This is a genomic window from Streptomyces sp. NPDC040589 (assembly GCF_055594445.1).
In genome coordinates this window covers 17634-37952 of the sequence record NZ_JBVIWP010000013.1, presented here as the reverse complement: position 1 = coordinate 37952, position 20319 = coordinate 17634, and the positions used below count along the sequence as shown (strand labels likewise).

Here is a 20319-nt window from a genome sequence, read left to right as displayed (position 1 = left end):
ACGCCCCCCCCCCCCCCCCCCCCCCCCCCCCCCCCCCCCCCCCCCCCCCCCCCCCCCTTCCTCCCCCCCCCCCCCCCCCCCCCCCCCCCCCCCCCCCCCCGGCCCACGACTACTTCGCCTCGGAGCCGCCGTCGGTCTTCTTCGGCTCCGCGTCCGTCTTCGCCTCGGCGGCCGGGGTGTCATCGGCCGGGGCGTCGCCGCCGGCCGGCTCGTCGGCCGCGTCCTTCTTGCCGAGGTCGACGGCCTTGTCGTCAGCGCCGGAGTCGGCGGCGGTGTCGTCGGTCTCGGTGAGAGAGGAAGCGTCGTCCGGGACGATGTCGGCGTCGGACTTCAGGTCGTGCTCGACGCCGTGAACGATGCGGTTGTACTCGTCGTCGGTGAGGACGGCACCGATGGCGTTCTTGGCGAAGAGGAGCTCGACACCCGGACCGGCGTCGACGAGGACGGTGTCCTCGTGCACCTCCTTGACCGTGGCGTACACGCCCCCGATGGTGCGGACACCGCTGCCGGGCTGCATTTGGTTCCGCATGTCCACGGCCTGCTGCTGCTTCTTCTTGGCCGACCGGGTCATGAGGAACATGGCCCCGATGAGCACAATGAACGGGAGGAGGGTCAGGAGACTCACGGGTCGGTACTTCCTTCACACGACCGCGATGTGAGCGGCCAGATGGTTGGGGGTATGTACGCCGCCGACAAAGGCGGCATCGGCGGAGTCTAAGCGAGTCCGCGCGCATGGAACAACGCTCAGCATGGCACCGGGGTTCCTGCTGCGGCCACTGGCCTCGCCGACCCGGAGCGGTGACGGCGTCGTCACGCCCCGAACAGGTCCTGTTGTCCGTTTCCCGTGGTCCGGGACCCGGGCGGGGTGAGGCCGAGATGCGCCCATGCGGCGGGGGTGGCGACCCTGCCGCGCGGGGTGCGGGCCAGCAGTCCTTCCCGTACCAGGAAGGGCTCGGCCACCTCCTCCACGGTCTCACGCTCCTCCCCCACCGCGACCGCGAGCGTGGACAGCCCGACAGGGCCGCCGCCGAACAGCTTGAGCAGGGCTTCCAGGACGCCCCGGTCGAGGCGGTCGAGGCCGCGCTCGTCCACCTCGTAGACGGCGAGGGCGGCCGCCGCGATGTCCTTGGTGATCAGTCCGTCGGCCTTGACCTGGGCGTAGTCCCGGACGCGGCGCAGCAGGCGGTTGGCGATGCGGGGAGTGCCGCGGGAGCGGCCGGCGATCTCGGCGGCGCCCTCCGGCTCGGTCTCGACCTCGAGGAGGTGGGCCGAGCGGTGGATGACCCGCTCCAGTTCGGCCGGTTCGTAGAACTCCATGTGGGCGGTGAAGCCGAAGCGGTCGCGCAGCGGGGGCGGCAGCAACCCCGCGCGCGTGGTGGCGCCGACCAGGGTGAACGGGGGCAGCTCCAGCGGGATGGCGGTGGCTCCCGGGCCCTTGCCGACGATGACGTCGACGCGGAAGTCCTCCATCGCCATGTACAGCATCTCCTCGGCGGGCCGGGACATGCGGTGGATCTCGTCGAGGAAGAGGACCTCACCCTCCTGGAGGGAGGAGAGGATCGCCGCGAGGTCGCCTGCGTGCTGGATGGCGGGGCCCGACGTGATGCGGATGGGGGCGCCCATCTCGGCCGCGATGATCATCGACAGGGTGGTCTTGCCGAGGCCGGGGGCGCCGGAGAGCAGCACGTGGTCGGCGGTGGCGCCCCGCGCGCGTGCGGCGCGCAGGACGAGGTCGAGCTGCTCGCGGACCTTCTCCTGGCCGATGAACTCGTCCAGGTCCTTGGGGCGCAGGGCGGCCTCGACGGCCTGGTCCTCACCGTCGGCTGCCGCGCCGACGAGCCGCTCCGCCGCAGGGGCGTCGGTCGTGTCGTCCCAGTTCATGATGTGCCTCGGTGTGTGGGGGTTCAGCGGGCGCGGTTCAGGGTCTGGAGGGCGGCCTTCAGCAACTGGCCGACCTGCGGAGCACCCTCGGTGGCCTCGGCCTGCGGAGCCACGGCGGTCACGGCCTCGTCGGCCTCCCGGGTCGCGTATCCGAGGCCGATCAGGGCCGCGTGGAGCTGGTCGCGCCAGCCGGTGCTGACGGGCGCGCCGACGGCCGGGGCGCCGAGCGGCTCGCCGAGCCGGTCCTTCAGTTCCAGGAGCAGCTTCTGGGCGCCCTTCTTGCCGATGCCGGGAACGGCGGTGAGCGCCTTCTCGTCGGCGGTGGCGACCGCCCGGCGCAGGGCGTCCGGGGTGTGCACGGCCAGCATCGCCTGGGCGAGTCTCGGTCCCACGCCGCTCGCCGTCTGGAGCAGCTCGAAGGTCTGCCGCTCGTCGTCGTCCGCGAAGCCGTACAGGGTCAGTGAGTCCTCCCGTACGACGAGTGAGGTGTGCAGCTTGGCGGGCCGGCCGATGCGGAGCGCGGACAGGGTGTTCGGCGTGCACTGCACGGCCATGCCGACGCCGCCCACCTCGACGACCGCGGCATCGGGGGCGAGCGCGGCGACCGTGCCGCTGACGAAGGCGATCATGCCGTACGGCCTTTCGATGCGTGCAGGGCGACGGCCTGCTGGAGTCGGTTCTGCGCGGGGGCGCGCCAGATGTGGCAGATGGCGAGGGCGAGGGCGTCGGCCGCGTCGGCGGGCTTGGGCGGTGCGCTGAGCCGGAGCAGGCGGGTCACCATCGCGCCCACCTGGGCCTTGTCGGCCCGGCCGCTGCCGGTGACGGCGGCCTTGACCTCGCTCGGGGTGTGCAGCGCCACGGGGAGCCCGCGACGTGAGGCGCACAGGATGGCGACGGCGCTGGCCTGGGCGGTGCCCATGACCGTACGGACGTTGTGCTGGCTGAAGACGCGCTCCACGGCGACGCACTCCGGCCGGTGCTCGTCCAGCCACTGTTCGATGCCCTGCTCGACGGCGACGAGGCGGTGGCCGAGGTCGGCGTCCGCCGGTGTCCGGACGACGCCGACGCCGATCATCGTGAGCGGCCGTCCGGCGACGCCCTCGACCACGCCGACACCGCACCGGGTCAGTCCCGGGTCCACCCCCAGCACGCGCACGCGCGCCCTCCCTTTCGATTGCCTGTTTGTGCAGGCTATCGGGTGCCACCGACAACGCCCCGCCCCCACACCCGTTCAACGCGACGGGCCGACGGGATGTCCCGTCGGCCCGTGCAGCCGTTGAAGCCCGCGGCGGCGTTACGCGTCGACCTTCTCCATGATCTCGTCGCTGACATCGAAGTTGGCGAAGACGTTCTGCACATCGTCGCTGTCCTCGAGCGCGTCGATCAGCTTGAAGATCTTCTTGGCGCCTTCCTCGTCCAGCTCGACCTGGACGGACGGCACGAAGCTGGAGTCGGCGGAGTCGTAGTCGATGCCGGCCTCCTGGAGGGCGGTGCGGACCGCGACCAGGTCGGTGGCCTCGCTGATGACCTCGAAGGACTCGCCGAGGTCGTTGACCTCTTCGGCGCCCGCGTCCAGCACCGCGCCCAGGACGTCGTCCTCGGTCAGCTCGCCCTTGGGGACGATGACGACGCCCTTGCGGCTGAACATGTACGACACGGAGCCCGGGTCGGCCATGTTGCCGCCGTTGCGGGTCATCGCGACGCGGACGTCGGAGGCGGCGCGGTTGCGGTTGTCGGTGAGGCACTCGATGAGCACCGCGACGCCGTTCGGGCCGTAGCCCTCGTACATGATCGTCTCGTAGTCGGCGCCGCCGGCCTCGAGACCGCCACCGCGCTTGATCGCGGAGTCGATGTTCTTGTTCGGAACCGACTGCTTCTTCGCCTTCTGGACGGCGTCGTAGAGCGTCGGGTTTCCTTCGAGGTCGACGCCGCCCATGCGCGCCGCGACCTCGATGTTCTTGATCAGCTTCGCGAAGAGCTTGCCACGCTTGGCATCGATGACGGCCTTCTTGTGCTTGGTCGTGGCCCATTTAGAGTGGCCGGACATCTGCCTGTCTCCTTCGCGTAACCCATCTCAGCAACGAACGCAGGAATCCTACAAGGACTCGGCTGTACGGTTCGCGCGCACCATGTCCACGAACAGGCCGTGCACACGGTGGTCGCCGGTCAGTTCCGGGTGGAACGACGTGGCCAGAGCCACGCCCTGACGGACCGCGACGATATGGCCCTCGTGCTCGGCGAGCACCTCGGCCTCGGCGCCGACGGACTCGACCCAGGGGGCGCGGATGAAGACGCCCTCCACCGGGGCGCCCTCGACGCCCTCGACGTCGACGGCCGCCTCGAAGGACTCGTTCTGCCGGCCGAAGGCGTTGCGGCGCACGATCATGTCGATGCCTCCGATGGTCTCCTGGCCCGAGCGCGGGTCGAGGATCTTGTCGGCGAGCATGATCATGCCGGCGCAGGTGCCGTAGACGGGCAGGCCGTCCCGCACGCGCGCGCGGAGCGGGTCCATCAGGCCGAACAGAACGGCCAGCTTCGAGATGGTGGTGGACTCGCCGCCGGGGAGGACGAGGCCGTCCACCTCGGCGAGCTCTTCGGGGCGCCGCACCGGCCTGGCCACGGCATCGGCCGCGGCCAGGGCGACGAGGTGCTCCCGTACGTCGCCCTGGAGTGCCAGGACGCCTATGACGGGGGTGTCGCTCATGGGTTCCTGTGCCTTACCAGCCGCGGTTGGCGTAGCGCTCGGTCTCGGGGAGGGTGTCGCAGTTGATGCCGACCATGGCCTCGCCGAGGTTGCGGGACGCGTCGGCGACGATCTTCGGGTCGTCGTAGAAGGTTGTGGCCTTCACGATGGCGGCGGCGCGCTTGGCCGGGTCGCCGGACTTGAAGATGCCGGAGCCGACGAAGACGCCCTCGGCGCCGAGCTGGCGCATCAGGGCCGCGTCGGCCGGGGTGGCGACGCCGCCGGCGGAGAACAGCACGACCGGGAGCTTGCCCAACTCGGAGACCTCCTTGACCAGCTCGTACGGGGCGCGCAGGTCCTTGGCGGCGGCGTACAGCTCGTTGTTGTCGTAGCCGCGCAGGCGGGCGATCTCGTTCTTGATCTGGCGCAGGTGGCGGACGGCCTCGACGACGTTGCCGGTGCCGGCCTCGCCCTTGGAGCGGATCATCGCGGCGCCCTCGGCGATGCGGCGCAGGGCCTCGCCCAGGTTGGTGGCGCCGCAGACGAAGGGGGTGGTGAAGGCGAACTTGTCGCTGTGGTTGACCTCGTCGGCCGGGGTGAGGACCTCGGACTCGTCGATGTAGTCCACGCCGAGGGACTGCAGGACCTGGGCCTCGACGAAGTGGCCGATACGGGACTTGGCCATGACCGGGATGGAGACGGCCTCGATGATGCCCTCGATCATGTCCGGGTCGGACATGCGGGCCACGCCGCCGTCCTTGCGGATGTCGGCCGGGACCCGCTCCAGGGCCATGACGGCGACGGCGCCCGCGTCCTCGGCGATCTTCGCCTGCTCCGGCGTGACGACGTCCATGATGACGCCGCCCTTGAGCTGCTCGGCCATGCCGCGCTTCACACGGGCGGTGCCGGTCTCGGGAGCCTGGTTTTCGGAGATGGACACGGGTGACCTCGCTGCTGGGAAAGAGGGGTTTTGTGCAGCACCGAGGAAACGTGAGGGGACCAGGCCACAGCAAGGGCCAATGGGAAGCCGGTGGATTCTTTTCGGTGAGCGGCGGTTCACCAAGGGCCGGTCACCTCGGTGTAAGGCTCTTGGGCCGTGCGCGCTCGGCAGGCCCCGCCGGACGTGGTGAGTCCAGCGGGGCCTTCCTCCGGGGGGCCGCCGCGGGGCAGAACGGCCGAGGGTCAGATCTGACGGGCGAGAGAGAGCAGGGTCAGACCTGCCCCGATTTCCTCACTCTTCAGCTCCTGCGACGACCTCAGGAGCCTGTCCGTGAGCGGTTCGCGCACCAACATCCGGTCCCGGACCACTGGCAAGCTCTCCCCTTCGTAGAGCACGGCCGAGTCCCAGTCATCAGGGTCGCCTTCTCCCCGCCGATCGACGATCACGGCGCGGGTCGGCGTCGGAAGCCCCGTAGCCGCCGCGACGACGGCTGTCTCGACCGCGTCGGCCTGCTCCCGTGTGAGGCCGTCCAGCCAGAGCGTCTGGATCTCGCAACCAAGCGGTTCATACGAGTAGGAGTCGACGACGTCGATATCCGCAGAGAACCACCATTCCATCGTGATGGACGAGATGCGCAGGCCCAAGAGGTGACCCAGCTCCTCCGGACGCATGAGAACCTGGTCCCCCTCGACGTCGAGCACCACGGCTGCACCTCTTACCGGGTGCACGAGCCCGATGCCGTGTGCCTCGAAGAGCTGCACCTGTTCGGCGAAGACCGACGTGGCCCCCGACTCCCTGTACCAGCGGATGAATCCGTCAGCCATGGCCAGCAGCTCGGCAGCGTGAATATGTGCGCATTCTCGTCTCCCCGCCTTCTTGCCTGCTTGATGCCCATCCGGGCCCCGCCCCCGGCCCGGCACCCTCGACTACGGAGGGCGCGACTAATCCCCGATGAAGAGCAGGTAGCCCGAGCGGCGGATCGCCTGGTGGGCCTCCTCGATGACACGCCTCACCACAGAGGTCTTCTCCTCCTCTCGCAGCTCTTCGAGCTCCACCACAAGGCGCTCCAACTGGGGAGTGTTGAACATCGTCAGGTCGTACGGCGAGATGCCCCGCCGCAGGCTGCTCTCCGGCGCTCGCGCGCACAACGCGAGGAACGAGTCCTCCACGTCGTCACCGAACTCCTCGACGACATCCTGCGCGCGGTTCAGTCTGCGCATTCCCAGACCCATGCTGGCTCTCTTCTCTCGTTTCAGGGTGTCGGAGGAATCGGGTACATCGTCACCAGATCCCCGTGCACGCTCACCACGATGGTGAGGCAGTGGGTTTCCCGCTCTCCGCTCTGCCTGGAGGACTTGCCGAACTTCTTCTTCGGGTCGAGGCAGACGTTCTTCTCACGGTAGTTGGCGCCGCCGTTCGCGTGCTTCCACCCGCCCTGGTCCGTCATCGCCCCGACAAAGACGGCCCTCAGGTCCCCGAGTGTGAGGTTGGAGTTGAACAGCCCCTTCTGGTCGGAGACCATCCTTCCGCCCTCGAAGTGGTAGTCCCGCAGGTTCCTCAGCGCGAGCGTGTCGAGGGCGACCTCGATGCCGTTCTCGGGGAGGTTCTGGCCAGTGGGGATGAACTCGCAGTCGTCCCAGCCGTCCCAGCCGGCCCAGCCGTCAAAACCTCCCCCTCCCGAGAGGGCAGCGGCCGTTGAGGCCCTCGGGGCCGACTTGGACATGGGCTTCTGCAAAGACCTGGGCTTGGGCTTGGTGTCGCAGAGGACCGCCTTGACCCGCTCGAGGACCTTCTCGCCCTTGTCGACGAGCTTCCTCGCCTTGGCCGTCTTGTCGAGGAAGCCGTTGATGCCCCAGATGATCTTGGCGAGCTGTGGCAGCTTGCCGACCAGCTTGGCGGCCTTCGCCCAGGGCAGGTTGGTTACGACCGCCCACAGACAGGTCGGTATATCCGGGTCGTCCCAGCACTCCTTGATCTCCTCGGCGGCCAGTTCCACGAGGAGTTCGGCGCCGTTCTCCCTCAGGTAATCCAGCAGGTCCTTCTGCGCCAGGGCGCGGGCCGCTTCGTACTCCGCCACGCTGATGCCCGCGGCTTCCAGGGCTTTGCGCTCCGCCTCCGTCAGGTCACCGCCGGAGGCCTCCTTACCGGACTTGGCAGCCTCCTCGCGCTCCTTGCGCTCGAGCTCGCGCTGGTACTCCTCGGCCCGTCTGGCCGCCTCGTCGGCTTCCTTGGCGTAGGTGCCGGCGTTCTTGGCGGCGGTCTCGGCCGACTTGGCGTGTTCCTCGGCGGAGGTGGCGAGCTTGTCGGCGTCGGCGGCGTCCTTCTCCGCCCGGGTGGCCGCGCCCTGGGCGAGGCTCGCTTCCTTCTCGGCCAGGCTGGCGGCGCTGCCCGCGGCCGCGGCCTGGTTCTCCGCGTCGGTGGCGGCTCCACGGGCGCGTGCGGCCTCGGCCTCGGCCTGGGTGGCGGCGCTGCGGGCCGCTGCCGCGTCCGCGAAGGCCTGGTCGGCGGCCTGGCGGGCGAGCTTCGCGTCGGCCTGCGCCTGGGCGTCGGCCTCGTTGGCCCGTGCCGCCGCGGCTCGGGCCTTGGCTCCGTCCTCGGCGGCCTGGGCCGCGGACTTCATCGCGGCCACGGAGGAGCGTGCCGCGTCCGCGGAGGAACGCGCCGCCGCTGCCGCTGCCTTGAACGCGGGGCCCACCTCGGCGTTGGCACGTGCGGCGGCGGCTTCGGCGGCTTCGGCGGCCTTGATCGCCTCCGTCGCTCTGGCCTCGGCCTTGGTGACCTCCTCCTGGCCCATCGCCTGGGCGGCTCGGGCCACCTCCGCGGCGAAGTCGGCGTTCACGTCCGTGCCGGTGAACGGCGCGGTGAGCTGGATGGCGGTGTTGGCCGGGTCGGCGATACCTGCGGCGGTGGTACGGGCAGAGGTGGCGGACTGGACGGCGATGGTGGACTGCAGGCGGGCCATCGCCGCTTCCCTGGTGGCGCCGTCGGCTTCCTCCCGGGTGCGGTTGGCCGCCTGAAGGGACTGGTTGGCATGGATGGCGGCCAGCCCGGCGAGCCGGGAGGCCTCGTGGGCGGCGATGCCGGCCCGGGCCTCCTGCGCTGTGGCCTCGGCCGCCTTGGCATTGGCCCGCTGAGTCGCCGCGCGCGTGGCCGCGGCCTCGGACTCCGCCTTGCTCGCCGCCGCGTTCGCCGCGAACGCGGCGGCTTCGGCCTTGTTGGCGGCGGCGTTGGCCCGCGCGGCGTGCGCGGTGGCTTCACTGGCCGCAGCCCGCGCCCGCGCGGCCGCACCGGCGGCCTCGATGGCCGCCGAACGTGAACGCACCGCTGCCGAGGACGCCTGATCGGCCGCGCCGCGGGCCGTACCGGCAGCCGTTCCGGCCGCGTCCGCGGCGGATCGTGCCTCGGTGGCCGCCGTGCGCGCGGTCTCGGCGTGCTCGGTGCCCTTCGCCTTGGCGGCCAGTGCTTCGGTCGCCTTGGCCCGGGCCTCTTCCGCCTTGTGGTCGCGTTCGGCCTCCACCGCTTTGTTCCGGGCGTTGCGGGCCTTGGTCTCCTCGCCCCTGGCCAGCTCGTCGGCCTTGGCGGCGATGCCCTCCTGGGTCTGCGCGGTGGCCCGCTTCTCGGCCGCCACGGCCGCGGCGGCCTGCGCGTCGGCCCGCTTGGCCGAGGCGGTCCGTGCTTCGGCCTCGGCACGCGCACGTGCCTGAGCGGCCACATCGCGTTCGCGTTCGGCCCGCGCGCGTGCGGCCGCCGCCAGGTCGCGCTCACGCTCGGCGATCGCCCGCTGCTCGGACGCGATCCTGGCCTGGCGCTGCGCCTCGATCCGCGCGGCGCGCGTCTTCTGGGCGTGGTCCCACGCCTCCTTCTCGGCCTGCTCGGCCTCGATCCTGGCCTGGCGGGACTTGGCCGCCGCGTCCGCCGCGATCTTCGCCTGCTTGGCCGCCGCCTCGGCGAGCCGGGCCGCCGCCTTCGCGTGCTGCTCGGCGTTCTCCCGCCATTTGGCGGCCTGCCGCGCGTGCAGCTCGGCCTGGTTCTTGGAGTTCAGCCCGGCGGCGTCGGCAGCCGATGCGTCCACCGCGTGCTGCGCGGTCGCCGCCGCCTTGGCCGCCGCGTCCGCCGCGGCCGCGATACCGGAGGCGACCTCCGACCACTGAACGCCGTGGGTAAGCCCCGTCTCGACCAGGACATCGGCCTGCACCTTGGCCTTGCCCGCCGCCACCTGCGCCTGCTTGGCCGCATCCTCGGCGATACCGACCTGCCGGGCGATCTCGGTCTTGACAGGCCCGTAGTCTGACAGGCGCTTGCCGGCCCGGTCGGCGGCGAGCATCCGGTCGGCCTCGCGGGACTGCGCGGCCGCCGCGCTCATCGCGTTCGAGGCGGTCTTGAGCTCCTTCACCGCGTTGCCGTGCGCGGCGATCAGCTTGGTACGGGCCTCGGCGGCGGTGGCCGCCTTCTCCGCCAGCTCGCGCAGCCGCTCCGCCGCCTCCAGCGCCTCCTGCTGCGCCTTCTCGTGCGCGGCCCGGTCATCCGCGTCCTTCTGCGCAGCGACCGGATAGCCCTTGTCCAGGAACTCGGCGATCACCTTGTCGTCGCCCGTGGCCAGGGCGGCCTGCGCGGCACCCTTCACCGCCGGGCCGCCGACCGCGACGAGCATCTCGACCCGCTTGCGGTTCTCCGCCGCGCGTTCCTTGTCGTTCTGCTCCGTCGCCTTGTCCCGCTGCCGCGCGATCTCGGCGCCGAAGGCCAGGAAATCGGCGCGGTCGCGGGCCGTGCCCTTCAGAACCCGCTCGACCTCCGCGTTGAAGAAGGGGCCGCCCGTGCCGCGCATCGCCTCGATCTGGCGGCGGTTGGCGACATCGGCCGCGTCCCTCTTGTCCTTGGCGCGCTGCCGCGCCTCGGCCTCACCGCGCTCGAGGAAGTCCCGGATCGCATGGGGATCCGTACTCTCCAACGCCTTCTTGGCGGCTTCGCGGACTTCCTCCTCCTCGTCGAACTCCGCGAAGTCCTCCACTAATTGCCGGTCGCGGTCCGCACTGATCTCGTCCAGAGCGGAATGTGCCGGCGCCGGGTCCGTCGCCGTCTTCGGTAATCCGGCCAGAATCCGAGTCAGTTCGACCCGGTGGCTGGACTTCTCCGGTGTGACAGCACCGGCTTCCCCGGCGACACCACCGAGGACAGCCAGGGCCATGACGGTGGACACCGCCTTGCCCATCATTCCGGGCACACGCCAGCGTAATGTTCCGGCTCTCGGCCGGAATCTTCCCCTCACGGGAACTCCTTCAATAAGTGGACAGGCCAAAGGGATTCGGCAAAAACAAGCCCCTGCCCTCAATACGCGGGCAGGGGTGATCGGGACCTCGGCGGCGAAGCCGGCAGCAATGGGCGGCTTCCGTACGGCCGTCGGTCCGGTGGGCGGGCCCCGCGCGGTGTGCGCGGGGCCCGCGGCGTCAGCCCTTGACGCGGTTCTCGCTGTCCCGGGCCCGGTCTGCCATGTCCTTCCAGAAGGCCGCCGTCAGGGCGGCCTCCGTCTGCTCAGTGGCCCAGTCGCCCTGCCGGGTCTCGGCCGGCGCGGTGATCTTCTCCCAGATGGCGTCCGCGCTCTCCTTGGACAGCCGGGCGATGTTCTGCCAGCTCTCCGCCTGCGCCCTGGCCGCCTCCTGCTCGGCCAGCCAAGCCTTCTGCGCGCCGTCCGCGTGCTCGGTGACCGCCTGCCAGGCCAGCTCGGCCTCGGCACGCGCCCTCGCCGCGTCGGCCGACGACTTCAACGCCTCCTCGGCGGCCACCGCCTGCGCGATCAGCAACGACAGCACGTGCTGGCGCCGCACCTCCCCGTCCGCCACCCGAAGCCGGTACGCCTCCACGTCCAGCGCCGCGCCGGTCGCCCAGCCGTAGCCGAAGAACTCCGCGACGTCCGCGTCCGTGGAGCCGGGGCGCAGCGCCCACCGCGCCGCCACCCGCACCTGTTCGCCCGGATCGCCCTCCGCGACCGCCCACACGAAGGCACGGTCCTTCTCGGCCACCTCCAGACGGTGCTGCGCATCAGCCTCCCGCATCACGCGGTCGCGCTGCTGCGCCTCGGCGTAACCGGTCTTCACGAACGCGGCCCGATCGGCGTCGGTGCCCTTCAGCGCCCGCTCGGCAGCCGATCGGACCTGCGGGGAGAACGCCGCCGGATGCGTGCTCACCACCCGCTCGCAGAACGCCCGGTTGCGTGACCGCGCGTCACGCAGGCGCTGCTTCGCCGCGTCGTAACCGCCCCCGGGCGCCAGCCACTCCGCGATCGCGGCGTCGCCCCGCGTACTGCGCAGCGCGTTCCACGCCGACGTACGGATCTCCGCGGGCAGACCCGACTTGGCCAGCCGCAGCACACGCTCCCGCGCCTCGTCCGCCGCGGCGGCGACCACCATCGACGACGGGTCGCCCGGGTCGGCGGCCGGCACCGCTGTGTGCGCCCGGGCGGGCGCCGTGTGCAGGAGCCCGCATCCACCGGCCAGCACCCCGACCACCAGCGCGGACACGGCCCATCTCTGACGTCTCACGCCGTGACCGGCGGAATCTGCCACCACTGCTGCCCTCTCCCCTTGGCGGGTACGTGCACCGTCGTTCGTCGTCCCGAGTTCGTTCGCGCGCGACGCCGGCGTCGGCGCACCGGCGCCGGCATCGCTTCGGTGTCTCGTCAGGGCGCCAGCGGTGCGGCGATGCGCCAGGCCGCCGGGCGCACGGGCTGGGCTTCGCCTGGCACCCCACCGGGCAGGGGGAAGGAGAAGTCGGACCGGGCGTATACCTCCGTCGTCGTGGGAGCGAGCCAGTTCACGCCGCTACCGGCGGCCTGCGTGAAGGACACACCGTTGAGCGGAGTGGGCAGCGGCCGCGCAGGGAAGGGCCGGGTGCACCACGTGGCACTCTTCCGGAACGCGGCGCTCCGGTCGTCCGCGGCGATCTCCACACGCAGTCCGTTCCGCTCGGCCTTGCCGCTCCTCAGGTAGTAGCCGGACTTGCGCGCAGACTCGAAGGAATAGCAGCCGGGCTGGCTCGCGAGGGAGGGCACGATGACCCAGGTGGCGTCCTCGCGGTCGGCCAGTGCGCTGCTGCTCCTGAGCGTGTCGTTGAGAACGACCTTCCCGCCGTTCGTGTTGGACTGCCGCGCGTACTCACCGTCTCCCCACGCCCTGAGGGACTGGCGCTTGAGCCGGTACTGGGTGTCCGCTTTCAGGAAGACGGCGACGTCGTCATCGCTGCCGGCCAGGGCCTTCTTGGCAGCGGCGGCCAGGTTGGGGTTGACTCCGCCGTTCTCGGCGGCGGCCTGTATCTGGAGGGCGAGCTTGCGGTTCGCCTCGGCGAGCTTCTTGCGCCGGTTCTCGTCGTCGCGCTTGTACGCGGCGTCGGCGCCGGTGTGGATGTACGCCTTCCACACGGCCGGGTCGGAGCTGCGGGTGGCCCGCTGGCCTTCGGCATACAGCTCGGTGCCGTGCAGGTCGGCGGCGGCCAGGCGCAGCAGCTCGCGGATGAAATTGTCGTCACTCAGCCCGAGCATGGCCTCGGAGGGAGTGATACGGAACAGGGCCGCGGCGTTCTTGCGGGCGGCGAGCTCCTTGCGGCGCTCGGCCTCCAGGCGGTCCTTCTCGGCGAGGTCCTCGAGTTCCTTGGCCACGTCCCGCTTGTGCGCCTCGCGGGCGCCGTTGACGATGAACTCCCGCCAGTCCTCCGGCTCACCGACCAGCGCCTGCAGTGCCGCGGCCCGCACCTCGGGACCGGACGCCTCGTGCTTGGCGACGGCCCGGATGAAATTGTCGTCGCTGAGGGCGAGCAGTTCGGGGGTGCTGGGGATGCCGATGGTGAGCAGGACCTGGGACTTGGCCAACCGAGCCGCCCGCTCGGCCTCGGCCTTCTCCCGCTCCCGCTGCTGGTCGAGCCGGTACGCCTCGTGAACGCCGGTCACGATGAAGCTCACGTGGTCTTGGGCATCCGTGCTGGCCATCGCCTGCTCGGCGGCGGTGCGCACCGTATCCAGTCTCTCGCCCGAGTCGCTGGCCTTCTGCCACAGAGCGTGGATGAAGTCGTAGTCGCTGAGCAGGAGCACCTCGGCGGTCGGGTCGAGACGCACCACGGCCGCGGCCTCGACACGCTGGGCGTCGGTTGTCCCGATGCCCGCCGCACGGGCCACGACATCCGCTGCCGCAACGTCCGGAGCACTGTCGGCGACCGCTCCCGGCGCGACAGCGCCTGTCACGGCCGCGAGGGCGGTTGCGGTCACGAGGCCGCGCGTCATGATCCGCCCCATACGTGCGGAAGCGATGTGCTTGCTGTTCATGGATGTAAAGAAACCTTTCTGCCGCCACATACGGGCAGCCCGTCACATAAGGAGGGCGGGGCAGGGGAACGCGGCTGCCGACGCCCGGCGGACGGGCAGCGGCCACGGCGAAGCAGGCGCAGGTGGACGGGTACGTCGCCGCCGGTCGTCGCGGCACCTCGTACGCCACCGTTGAGTGATACGCAGACGCGCAGTTGAAAACCCTGAATCAGACGGCGGCCTCAAGAACTCGGAAATACGAAGTCCAGAGAAAACAGCCAGTCCGAAAAACGCTGAAGCGTCACTGGGAAAGACACATGCCTACCGCGCCACGGGCTGAAGACGCACTCGGCAGCGCAGCAGTACAGACGTCCGCATTTTGATTTCCCCCGCACGAATAAGAGCACCTAGGGAGCGCCCGGTCCGTCGAGGCATCACTGCCCCTTCGGTCCCCTCCGGCACGCTGCCCGGCCATGCTGGTCAGGCTGGCCGCCAAGACGTTAACCCACTTTCACCGAGCCACGCAATGATTTTCGTGCCGCTGCGAATGAGGGCGGTTTGGTGATGAGCAGAAACAAGCCGATTCTTTAACCCTGCGGACAGCAGAAAGGTCAGGCGGCCCGATCCACCAGCGCCGCCGGAGGCTCGTCGTCCATTTCGAAGGCCAGAGGGAACGGGGCGTGGCCGGCCAGGCGGAACCAGCGCACCTTGCGGTGCCGGCGCAGGGCCCGGGCCGCCCGTACGGCGTCGTTGTGGAAGCGCCGGGCCATCGGGACCCTGCGTACGGCCTCGGTGAGCTCCCGGGCCGCCTCCTCTCCCCCAGGCGCCTCGCGTACCGCCTCCACCTGCCCGGACTCGGCGAACACGGCCCGCAGCGCCTGGCTCAGCTCACTCTCGGCGACCTCCCGCTGTTCCTCCTCCGCCTGCCGGGCGGCGTGCGCGGCCTCGTAGAGCACGATCGAGGCGGCCGGATCCAGGACCCCTGACGTGGCCAGTTCCTGCGCCACCGAGGCCCGGCGCAGCAACTGCGCGTCCAGGGCGGCCCGGGCGGCGTCGATCCGGGCGTGGAGACGGTCGAGCCGGCCGGCGGTCCAGCTCAGATACAGCCCGATCGCGACCAGGGCGACGGCGATCCAGATGAGAGTGGTGGTCACGGGCGGCAAGGCTAGCGGGCCGACCGGCCTCTCGGTTCACCCCGCCCCGGCCGAGCCGCCCTTCGGCTCGGCCCGACAGGAATCAGTCCGTCCGGCCTCAGTCCCGGGCGAACCCCAGCCTGGCCCGCAACCCCGTCACCCGCTCGTCCTCGGCCACCGCCGCCGCGCCCGCCGTCACCGTCTCGTACACGGACAGGATGTCCGCACCGACCGTCGACCAGTCGAAGCGCCGTACATGGGCGCTCCCCCGCTCCCGCAGCTCCGCGAGCCGCGCCGGGTCCTCCAGCAGCCGGACGGCCGCGTCGGCGAGGGCGTCGGCGTCCTCGTTCGGGAACAGCTCGCCGGCCGCCCCCCGGTCCAGGACCTGCGCGAAGGCGTCCAGGTCGGAGGCGAGGACGGGGGCGCCGGCGGACATGGCCTCGACCAGGATGATGCCGAAGCTCTCGCCGCCGGTGTTGGGCGCGATGTACAGGTCGACGCTGCGCAGGAAGCGCGCCTTGTCCTCGTCGCTGACCATGCCGAGGAACTCGACGCGGGAGCGCAGCTCGGCCGGGAGTGTCTCCACCGCCTCCACCTCGTCGCCGCGCCCGGCGACCAGCAGCCGGGTCTGCGGACGCGCGGCGAGGATCTTCGGCAGGGCCTTCATGAGGACCGGCAGTCCCTTGCGGGGCTCGTCGATGCGCCCGACGAAGCCGATCGTGTCGCCCTGCCACTCGGCCTTGGGCTCGGCCTCGGCGAAGAAGTCGACGTCCACGCCGTTCGGGATCACCACCGCGTCCCCGCCGAGGTGTTCCACCAGCGTGCGCCGGGCGTACTCGCTCACCGCGATCCGCGCGCTGATCTTCTCCAGGGCGGCCTGGAGGATCGAGTACGCGGCGATCATGGCCCGGGAGCGCGGGTTGGACGTGTGGAACGTGGCGACGATCGGTCCCTGGGCCGCCCAGCAGGCCAGCAGGCCCAGCGAGGGCGAGGTCGGCTCATGGATGTGGATCACGTCGAACGCGCCGTCGTGCAGCCACCGGCGCACCCGGGCCGCCGAGAGGAAGCCGAAGTTCAGCCGGGCCACCGAGCCGTTGTACGGCACCGGCACCGCGCGCCCGGCCGAGACGACGTACGGAGGCAGCGGGGTGTCGTCGTCCGCCGGGGCGAGGACGGACACCTCGTGGCCGAGGCGGATGAAGTATTCGGCCAGATCACGGATATGGAACTGGACGCCGCCCGGTACGTCCCAGGAGTACGGGCAGACGATGCCGATCCTCACGTGGATCCCTTCGCTGGATCGAGGTCCGCGAGCCACAAGCGCTGCAGCATGTGCCAGTCCTCCGGATGGTCGGCGATCCCCGTGGCGAAGGCGTCGGCCAGCGCCTGTGTCATCACAGACGTCCTCTCGGCGCGCGTGCCTGACTCGGGCACCTCGACCGCCGGGTGGACGCGGCCCCGCATCACGGGCGAGTCGTCGTACCAGAGCGTGACGGGAAGCAGCAGGGCGCCCGTCTGCTGGGCGAGCAGGGCCGGTCCGGCCGGCATCCTGGCGGTGTCGCCGAAGAAGTCGACCTCGACGCCGGAGGCGGACAGGTCGCGGTCGGCGACCAGGCAGACCAGACCGCCGTCGCGCAGCCGCCGGGCCAGGGTGCCGAAGGCGGTGCCGCCGCTGTGCGGCAGGACCTCCATACCGAGGCCCTCGCGGTAGGCGACGAACCGGTCGTAGAGCGTCTCCGGCTTCAGGCGCTCGGCCACCGTCGTGAACGGGATGCCCAGCTCGGTGGTGACCCAGGCGCCGGCGAGGTCCCAGTTGCCCAGGTGCGGCAGGGCGAGTACGACGCCCTTGCCGGATGCCATGCCCTCGGTGACGTAGTGGATGTCCTTGACGGCGAAGCCGCTCTTGATCCGCTCCTTGCTCCAGGCGGGGAGCCGGAAGGACTCCATCCAGTAGCGCAGGTAGGAGCGCATGCCCGCGCGGGAGAGCTCGGCCAGCCGCTCGGGGCCCGCGTCGGGCACCACGCGCGCGTAGTTGCTCTCCAGGCGCCGTACGCCCTTGCCGCGCTGCTTCCAGGCGAGATCGGCGATGGTGCGCCCGAGCCGTACGGCGACCGGCTCGGGGAGCTTCCTGACGGTGCTCCAGCCGAGGCCGTACAGCGCGTCCGTCAGCCGGTCCTGTGCGCTCACGTGGCCGCCTCGCTCCCGTGAGAGGCGTTGTGCTGCTTGCCCTCATTGTCCTGCGCGGCCGCCTCGGCCTCGGCGGACTCCCGGCGGACCGTGACGACCCGCTGGATCAGCGTGACGAGGCTGCCCACGGCGACGATCCACAGGGCGACGGGCAGCAGGTACTGGATGCCGGGCACACCGAACGCGTGCAGGCCCGCGAGCCCGGCCGCGACCAGCGAGATCACCAGCCGCTCGGCCCGCTCTACGAGCCCGTTGACGGCGACCGGCAGACCGATCGACTCACCGCGGGCCTTGGTGTACGACACCACCTGGCCGCTGGCCAGGCAGAAGATCGAGACGGCGCACAGCACGAGGTCGTCGCCGCCCCCGGCGTACCAGAGGATGAAGCCGGCGAAGATCGCGCCGTCGGCGACCCGGTCGAGCGTGGAGTCCAGGAAGGCGCCCCAGCGGCTGGAGCGGCCGAGCTGGCGCGCCATGTTTCCGTCGACGAGGTCCGAGAAGACGAAGAGTGTGATCACGACCGTGCCCCAGAAGAACTCGCCCATGGGGTAGAAGACCAGCGCGCCCGCGACCACACCGGCGGTGCCGATGAGCGTGACGGCGTCGGGGCTGACGCCCAGCCGGATGAGAAACGCGGCGAACGGTGTGAGGACACGCGTGAAGAATGCACGCGCGTACTTGTTCAGCATGGCCTTCCCGAGGGTCGGTGTCGCCGCATGGCCCCTGCTGGCCACCGGCTGGCCCATCGTAGCCACGCGCGCGTGCGGGTGAGGGGCGGGCACCCGGACCCCTTCGGGGGATCCGGCGAGCCGCTGGTGGGCGGCGCGATCGCGTCCTTCGTATGGACGCACCGTGACGGGAGTGGAAAGCTCGAATAACCGCGGGCGTCGCCGGAGCCGCCATGCACGCGGATCCCGCGTGTCCGCGCCCACAGTGACCTCACCGTGCACGGGAGGCAGGATCATGGGCGACAAAGGACAGACACACCCTGGGGCCGCCGGCAGGGCGCTAGCGGCCGACCACCCTCAGTCCGTACGGAATGTGGTGCTGGTCGGCCACTCCGGATCGGGCAAGACCACCTTGGTGGAAGCCCTCGCGCTCACAGCGGGGGCGGTGAACCGGGCGGGCCGTGTGGAGGACGGCGGCACCGTCTCCGACTACGACGAGATCGAGCACCGGCAGCAGCGCTCGGTGCAGCTCTCCCTGGTGCCCGTCGAGTGGGACGGCATCAAGGTCAATGTTCTCGACACCCCCGGATACGCCGACTTCGTCGGTGAGCTCAGGGCCGGTCTGCGAGCGGCGGACGCGGCCCTCTTCGTCGTCTCGGCCTCGGACGGCGTGGACGGCTCGACCCGCATGGTGTGGGAGGAGTGCGCGGCCGTGGGCATGCCCCGGGCCATCGTCGTCACACACCTGGAGGCGGCGCGCGCCGACTTCGAGGAGATGACGCGGATCTGCGCGGAGGCCTTCGGCGCGGACGATCCCGACGCGGTCCTGCCCCTCTACCTGCCGCTGCACGGCCCGCAGGCGCCCGACGGGCACGCGCCCGTGACCGGGCTGATCGGGCTGCTGTCGCAGAAGCTGTTCGACTACTCGACCGGCGAGCGCAAGGAGTCGGAGCCGGGAGAGGACGAGCTGCCGCTGATCGAGGAGGCCCGCAACCGGCTGATCGAGGGGATCATCGCGGAGAGCGAGGACGAGACCCTCATGGACCGCTATCTCGGCGGGGAACAGGTCGACGTCAAAACCCTCATCGAGGACCTGGAACGGGCCGTCGCGCGCGGGGTCTTCTTCCCCGTCCTTGCCGCCGCCCCCGCGTCCGACGGCGCCCGGCAGGGGCTCGGCACGGTGGAGGTGCTGGAGCTGATCACACGGGGCTTCCCGACGCCGCTGGAGCACGAGACGGTGCGGGTGACCACGATCGACGGCAAGCCGCGCGAGCTCAGGCCCTGCGACCCGGACGCGCCGCTGGTCGCGGAGGTCGTGAAGACCTCCTCCGACCCGTACGTCGGCCGGCTGTCGCTGATCCGCCTCTTCTCCGGCACCCTGCGCGCCGACCAGACGGTCCACGTCTCCGGGCACGGACTGGCCGACCGCGGGCACGAGGACCACGACGTCGACGAGCGGATCGGCGCCCTGTCCACGCCGTTCGGCAAGCAGCAGCGCCCGGTGTCGCACGTCATCGCGGGCGACCTGGCGTGCGTGGCCAAGCTGAGCCGCGCCGAGACCGGCGACACCCTGTCCGCCAAGGACGATCCGCTGCTCATGGAGCCGTGGCAGATGCCCGACCCGCTGCTGCCGCTGGCCATCCAGGCGCACAGCAAGCCGGACGAGGACAAACTCTCCCAGGGCCTGGCCCGGCTGGTGGCCGAGGACCCGACGATGCGGCTCGAACAGAACCAGGACACCCACCAGGTGGTCCTGTGGTGCCTCGGCGAGGCGCACGCCGACGTGGCCCTGGAGCGGCTGCGCAGCCGGTACGGCGTCCAGGTCGACGTCGTGCCGCACAAGGTGTCCCTGCGCGAGACCTTCGCGGCCAAGTCGGGCGGACGCGGCCGGCACGTCAAGCAGTCCGGCGGGCACGGGCAGTTCGCGATCTGCGAGATCGAGGTCGAGCCCCTGCCGGGCGGCTCCGGCATCGAGTTCGTCGACAAGGTCGTGGGCGGCGCGGTGCCCCGGCAGTTCATCCCGTCGGTGGAGAAGGGCATACGGGCCCAGGCGGCCAAGGGAGTAGCGGCCGGATACCCGCTCATCGACGTACGGGTGACCCTCCTGGACGGCAAGGCGCACTCGGTGGACTCCTCCGACGCCGCCTTCCAGACGGCCGGGGCGCTCGCGCTGCGGGAGGCCGCCGCCGACACGACGATCCATCTGCTGGAGCCGGTGGCCGAGGTGTCGGTGCTGGTCGGCGACGACTTCGTGGGCGCCGTGATGAGCGACCTGTCGGGGCGGCGCGGCCGGGTGCTCGGCACCGAGCAGACACCCGGCGGGCGCACCATGATCCGGGCCGAGGTGCCCGAGATCGAGATCGGCCGGTACGCGATCGACCTGCGGTCGATGGCGCACGGCACAGCGGGGTTCAGCCGTCGGTACGCACGGCACGAGCCGATGCCGCAGCAGGTCGCGGACCGGGTGCGTGAAGAGGAGCGCAAGGCCTCGTAGTTCGCGCCCGGCGCCACCAAGTGGCCCTCATGAGGGCTTCCCTCCG

Annotated in this window: 17 protein-coding genes; 1 reads left to right on the top strand and 16 read right to left on the bottom strand. The window is 71.1% G+C overall.

The window, feature by feature from the left end; genetic code table 11:
* Window positions 1-109 precede the first annotated feature (109 nt).
* The 16 genes from yajC to pgsA all read right to left on the bottom strand — a co-directional run bounded on the left by yajC (window position 110) and on the right by pgsA (window position 17857).
* On the bottom strand, window positions 110-625 hold the full coding sequence (gene yajC, locus ACZ58V_RS37550; RefSeq protein ID WP_468199258.1) for a preprotein translocase subunit YajC: 516 nt from the start codon (window positions 623-625) through the stop codon (window positions 110-112).
* A 185-nt stretch (window positions 626-810) separates the two neighbouring features.
* Entirely contained in the window at window positions 811-1881 is a 1071-nt protein-coding gene (ruvB, locus tag ACZ58V_RS37545; RefSeq protein ID WP_468199260.1) for a Holliday junction branch migration DNA helicase RuvB, read from the bottom strand.
* Window positions 1882-1904: 23 nt separating this feature from the next.
* The gene (gene ruvA, locus ACZ58V_RS37540; protein ID WP_468199263.1) at window positions 1905-2510 is read right to left on the bottom strand and encodes a Holliday junction branch migration protein RuvA; all 606 of its coding nucleotides are present in this window, start codon (window positions 2508-2510) and stop codon (window positions 1905-1907) included.
* Window positions 2507-3037, bottom strand: coding sequence for a crossover junction endodeoxyribonuclease RuvC (gene ruvC, locus ACZ58V_RS37535; protein ID WP_468199265.1), 531 nt, complete (start codon window positions 3035-3037; stop codon window positions 2507-2509). Before ruvC ends, ruvA begins: the two co-directional genes overlap by 4 nt.
* Window positions 3038-3175: 138 nt before the next feature.
* The gene (locus ACZ58V_RS37530) at window positions 3176-3928 is read right to left on the bottom strand and encodes a YebC/PmpR family DNA-binding transcriptional regulator (RefSeq protein ID WP_048581096.1); all 753 of its coding nucleotides are present in this window, start codon (window positions 3926-3928) and stop codon (window positions 3176-3178) included.
* Between the two features lie 48 nt (window positions 3929-3976).
* Window positions 3977-4585, bottom strand: coding sequence for a pyridoxal 5'-phosphate synthase glutaminase subunit PdxT (gene pdxT / locus ACZ58V_RS37525; RefSeq protein ID WP_468199268.1), 609 nt, complete (start codon window positions 4583-4585; stop codon window positions 3977-3979).
* Window positions 4586-4598: 13 nt separating this feature from the next.
* The gene (gene pdxS, locus ACZ58V_RS37520; protein ID WP_215122607.1) at window positions 4599-5504 is read right to left on the bottom strand and encodes a pyridoxal 5'-phosphate synthase lyase subunit PdxS; all 906 of its coding nucleotides are present in this window, start codon (window positions 5502-5504) and stop codon (window positions 4599-4601) included.
* Window positions 5505-5746: 242 nt separating this feature from the next.
* Window positions 5747-6328 (bottom strand): hypothetical protein, encoded by a 582-nt coding sequence (locus ACZ58V_RS37515; protein ID WP_468199271.1) that lies wholly within the window; start codon window positions 6326-6328, stop codon window positions 5747-5749.
* Window positions 6329-6445: 117 nt separating this feature from the next.
* Window positions 6446-6724, bottom strand: coding sequence for a hypothetical protein (locus ACZ58V_RS37510; protein WP_468199273.1), 279 nt, complete (start codon window positions 6722-6724; stop codon window positions 6446-6448).
* 32 nt (window positions 6725-6756) lie between these two features.
* The gene (locus tag ACZ58V_RS37505; RefSeq protein WP_471295844.1) at window positions 6757-10716 is read right to left on the bottom strand and encodes an ALF repeat-containing protein; all 3960 of its coding nucleotides are present in this window, start codon (window positions 10714-10716) and stop codon (window positions 6757-6759) included.
* A gap of 232 nt (window positions 10717-10948) precedes the next feature.
* Complete coding sequence (locus tag ACZ58V_RS37500; RefSeq protein WP_471295721.1) at window positions 10949-12040, bottom strand: ALF repeat-containing protein; 1092 nt, start codon at window positions 12038-12040, stop codon at window positions 10949-10951.
* Window positions 12041-12177: 137 nt separating this feature from the next.
* Complete coding sequence (locus ACZ58V_RS37495; RefSeq protein WP_468199277.1) at window positions 12178-13812, bottom strand: AbfB domain-containing protein; 1635 nt, start codon at window positions 13810-13812, stop codon at window positions 12178-12180.
* 590 nt (window positions 13813-14402) lie between these two features.
* Entirely contained in the window at window positions 14403-14945 is a 543-nt protein-coding gene (locus ACZ58V_RS37490) for a LemA family protein (RefSeq protein ID WP_468199279.1), read from the bottom strand.
* 97 nt (window positions 14946-15042) lie between these two features.
* The gene (locus tag ACZ58V_RS37485) at window positions 15043-16206 is read right to left on the bottom strand and encodes a glycosyltransferase family 4 protein (RefSeq protein ID WP_468199281.1); all 1164 of its coding nucleotides are present in this window, start codon (window positions 16204-16206) and stop codon (window positions 15043-15045) included.
* Entirely contained in the window at window positions 16203-17111 is a 909-nt protein-coding gene (locus tag ACZ58V_RS37480; protein WP_471295718.1) for a phosphatidylinositol mannoside acyltransferase, read from the bottom strand. Before ACZ58V_RS37480 ends, ACZ58V_RS37485 begins: the two co-directional genes overlap by 4 nt.
* Window positions 17108-17857, bottom strand: a complete 750-nt coding sequence (pgsA, locus tag ACZ58V_RS37475) for a phosphatidylinositol phosphate synthase (protein WP_382837710.1) — start codon at window positions 17855-17857, stop codon at window positions 17108-17110. The genes ACZ58V_RS37480 and pgsA overlap by 4 nt, the downstream gene beginning before the upstream one ends.
* A 217-nt stretch (window positions 17858-18074) precedes the next feature.
* Here pgsA and ACZ58V_RS37470 point away from each other — a divergent pair, with 217 nt between their 5' ends.
* Window positions 18075-20273 (top strand): elongation factor G-like protein EF-G2, encoded by a 2199-nt coding sequence (locus ACZ58V_RS37470; protein WP_471295715.1) that lies wholly within the window; start codon window positions 18075-18077, stop codon window positions 20271-20273.
* Window positions 20274-20319: the final 46 nt, after the last annotated feature.

What these genes read in the sequence shown, in the direction of transcription:
- ACZ58V_RS37470 (WP_471295715.1), top strand. Translation starts at nt 18,075, where the DNA reads ATGGGCGACAAAGGACAGACACACCCTGGGGCCGCCGGCAGGGCGCTA.
- ACZ58V_RS37530 (WP_048581096.1), bottom strand. Translation starts at nt 3,928, where the DNA reads ATGTCCGGCCACTCTAAATGGGCCACGACCAAGCACAAGAAGGCCGTC.
- ruvB (WP_468199260.1), bottom strand. Translation starts at nt 1,881, where the DNA reads ATGAACTGGGACGACACGACCGACGCCCCTGCGGCGGAGCGGCTCGTC.
- ACZ58V_RS37510 (WP_468199273.1), bottom strand. Translation starts at nt 6,724, where the DNA reads ATGCGCAGACTGAACCGCGCGCAGGATGTCGTCGAGGAGTTCGGTGAC.
- ruvA (WP_468199263.1), bottom strand. Translation starts at nt 2,510, where the DNA reads ATGATCGCCTTCGTCAGCGGCACGGTCGCCGCGCTCGCCCCCGATGCC.
- pdxT (WP_468199268.1), bottom strand. Translation starts at nt 4,585, where the DNA reads ATGAGCGACACCCCCGTCATAGGCGTCCTGGCACTCCAGGGCGACGTA.
- ACZ58V_RS37505 (WP_471295844.1), bottom strand. Translation starts at nt 10,716, where the DNA reads ATGATGGGCAAGGCGGTGTCCACCGTCATGGCCCTGGCTGTCCTCGGT.
- pgsA (WP_382837710.1), bottom strand. Translation starts at nt 17,857, where the DNA reads ATGGGCCAGCCGGTGGCCAGCAGGGGCCATGCGGCGACACCGACCCTC.
- ACZ58V_RS37515 (WP_468199271.1), bottom strand. Translation starts at nt 6,328, where the DNA reads ATGGCTGACGGATTCATCCGCTGGTACAGGGAGTCGGGGGCCACGTCG.
- ACZ58V_RS37495 (WP_468199277.1), bottom strand. Translation starts at nt 13,812, where the DNA reads ATGAACAGCAAGCACATCGCTTCCGCACGTATGGGGCGGATCATGACG.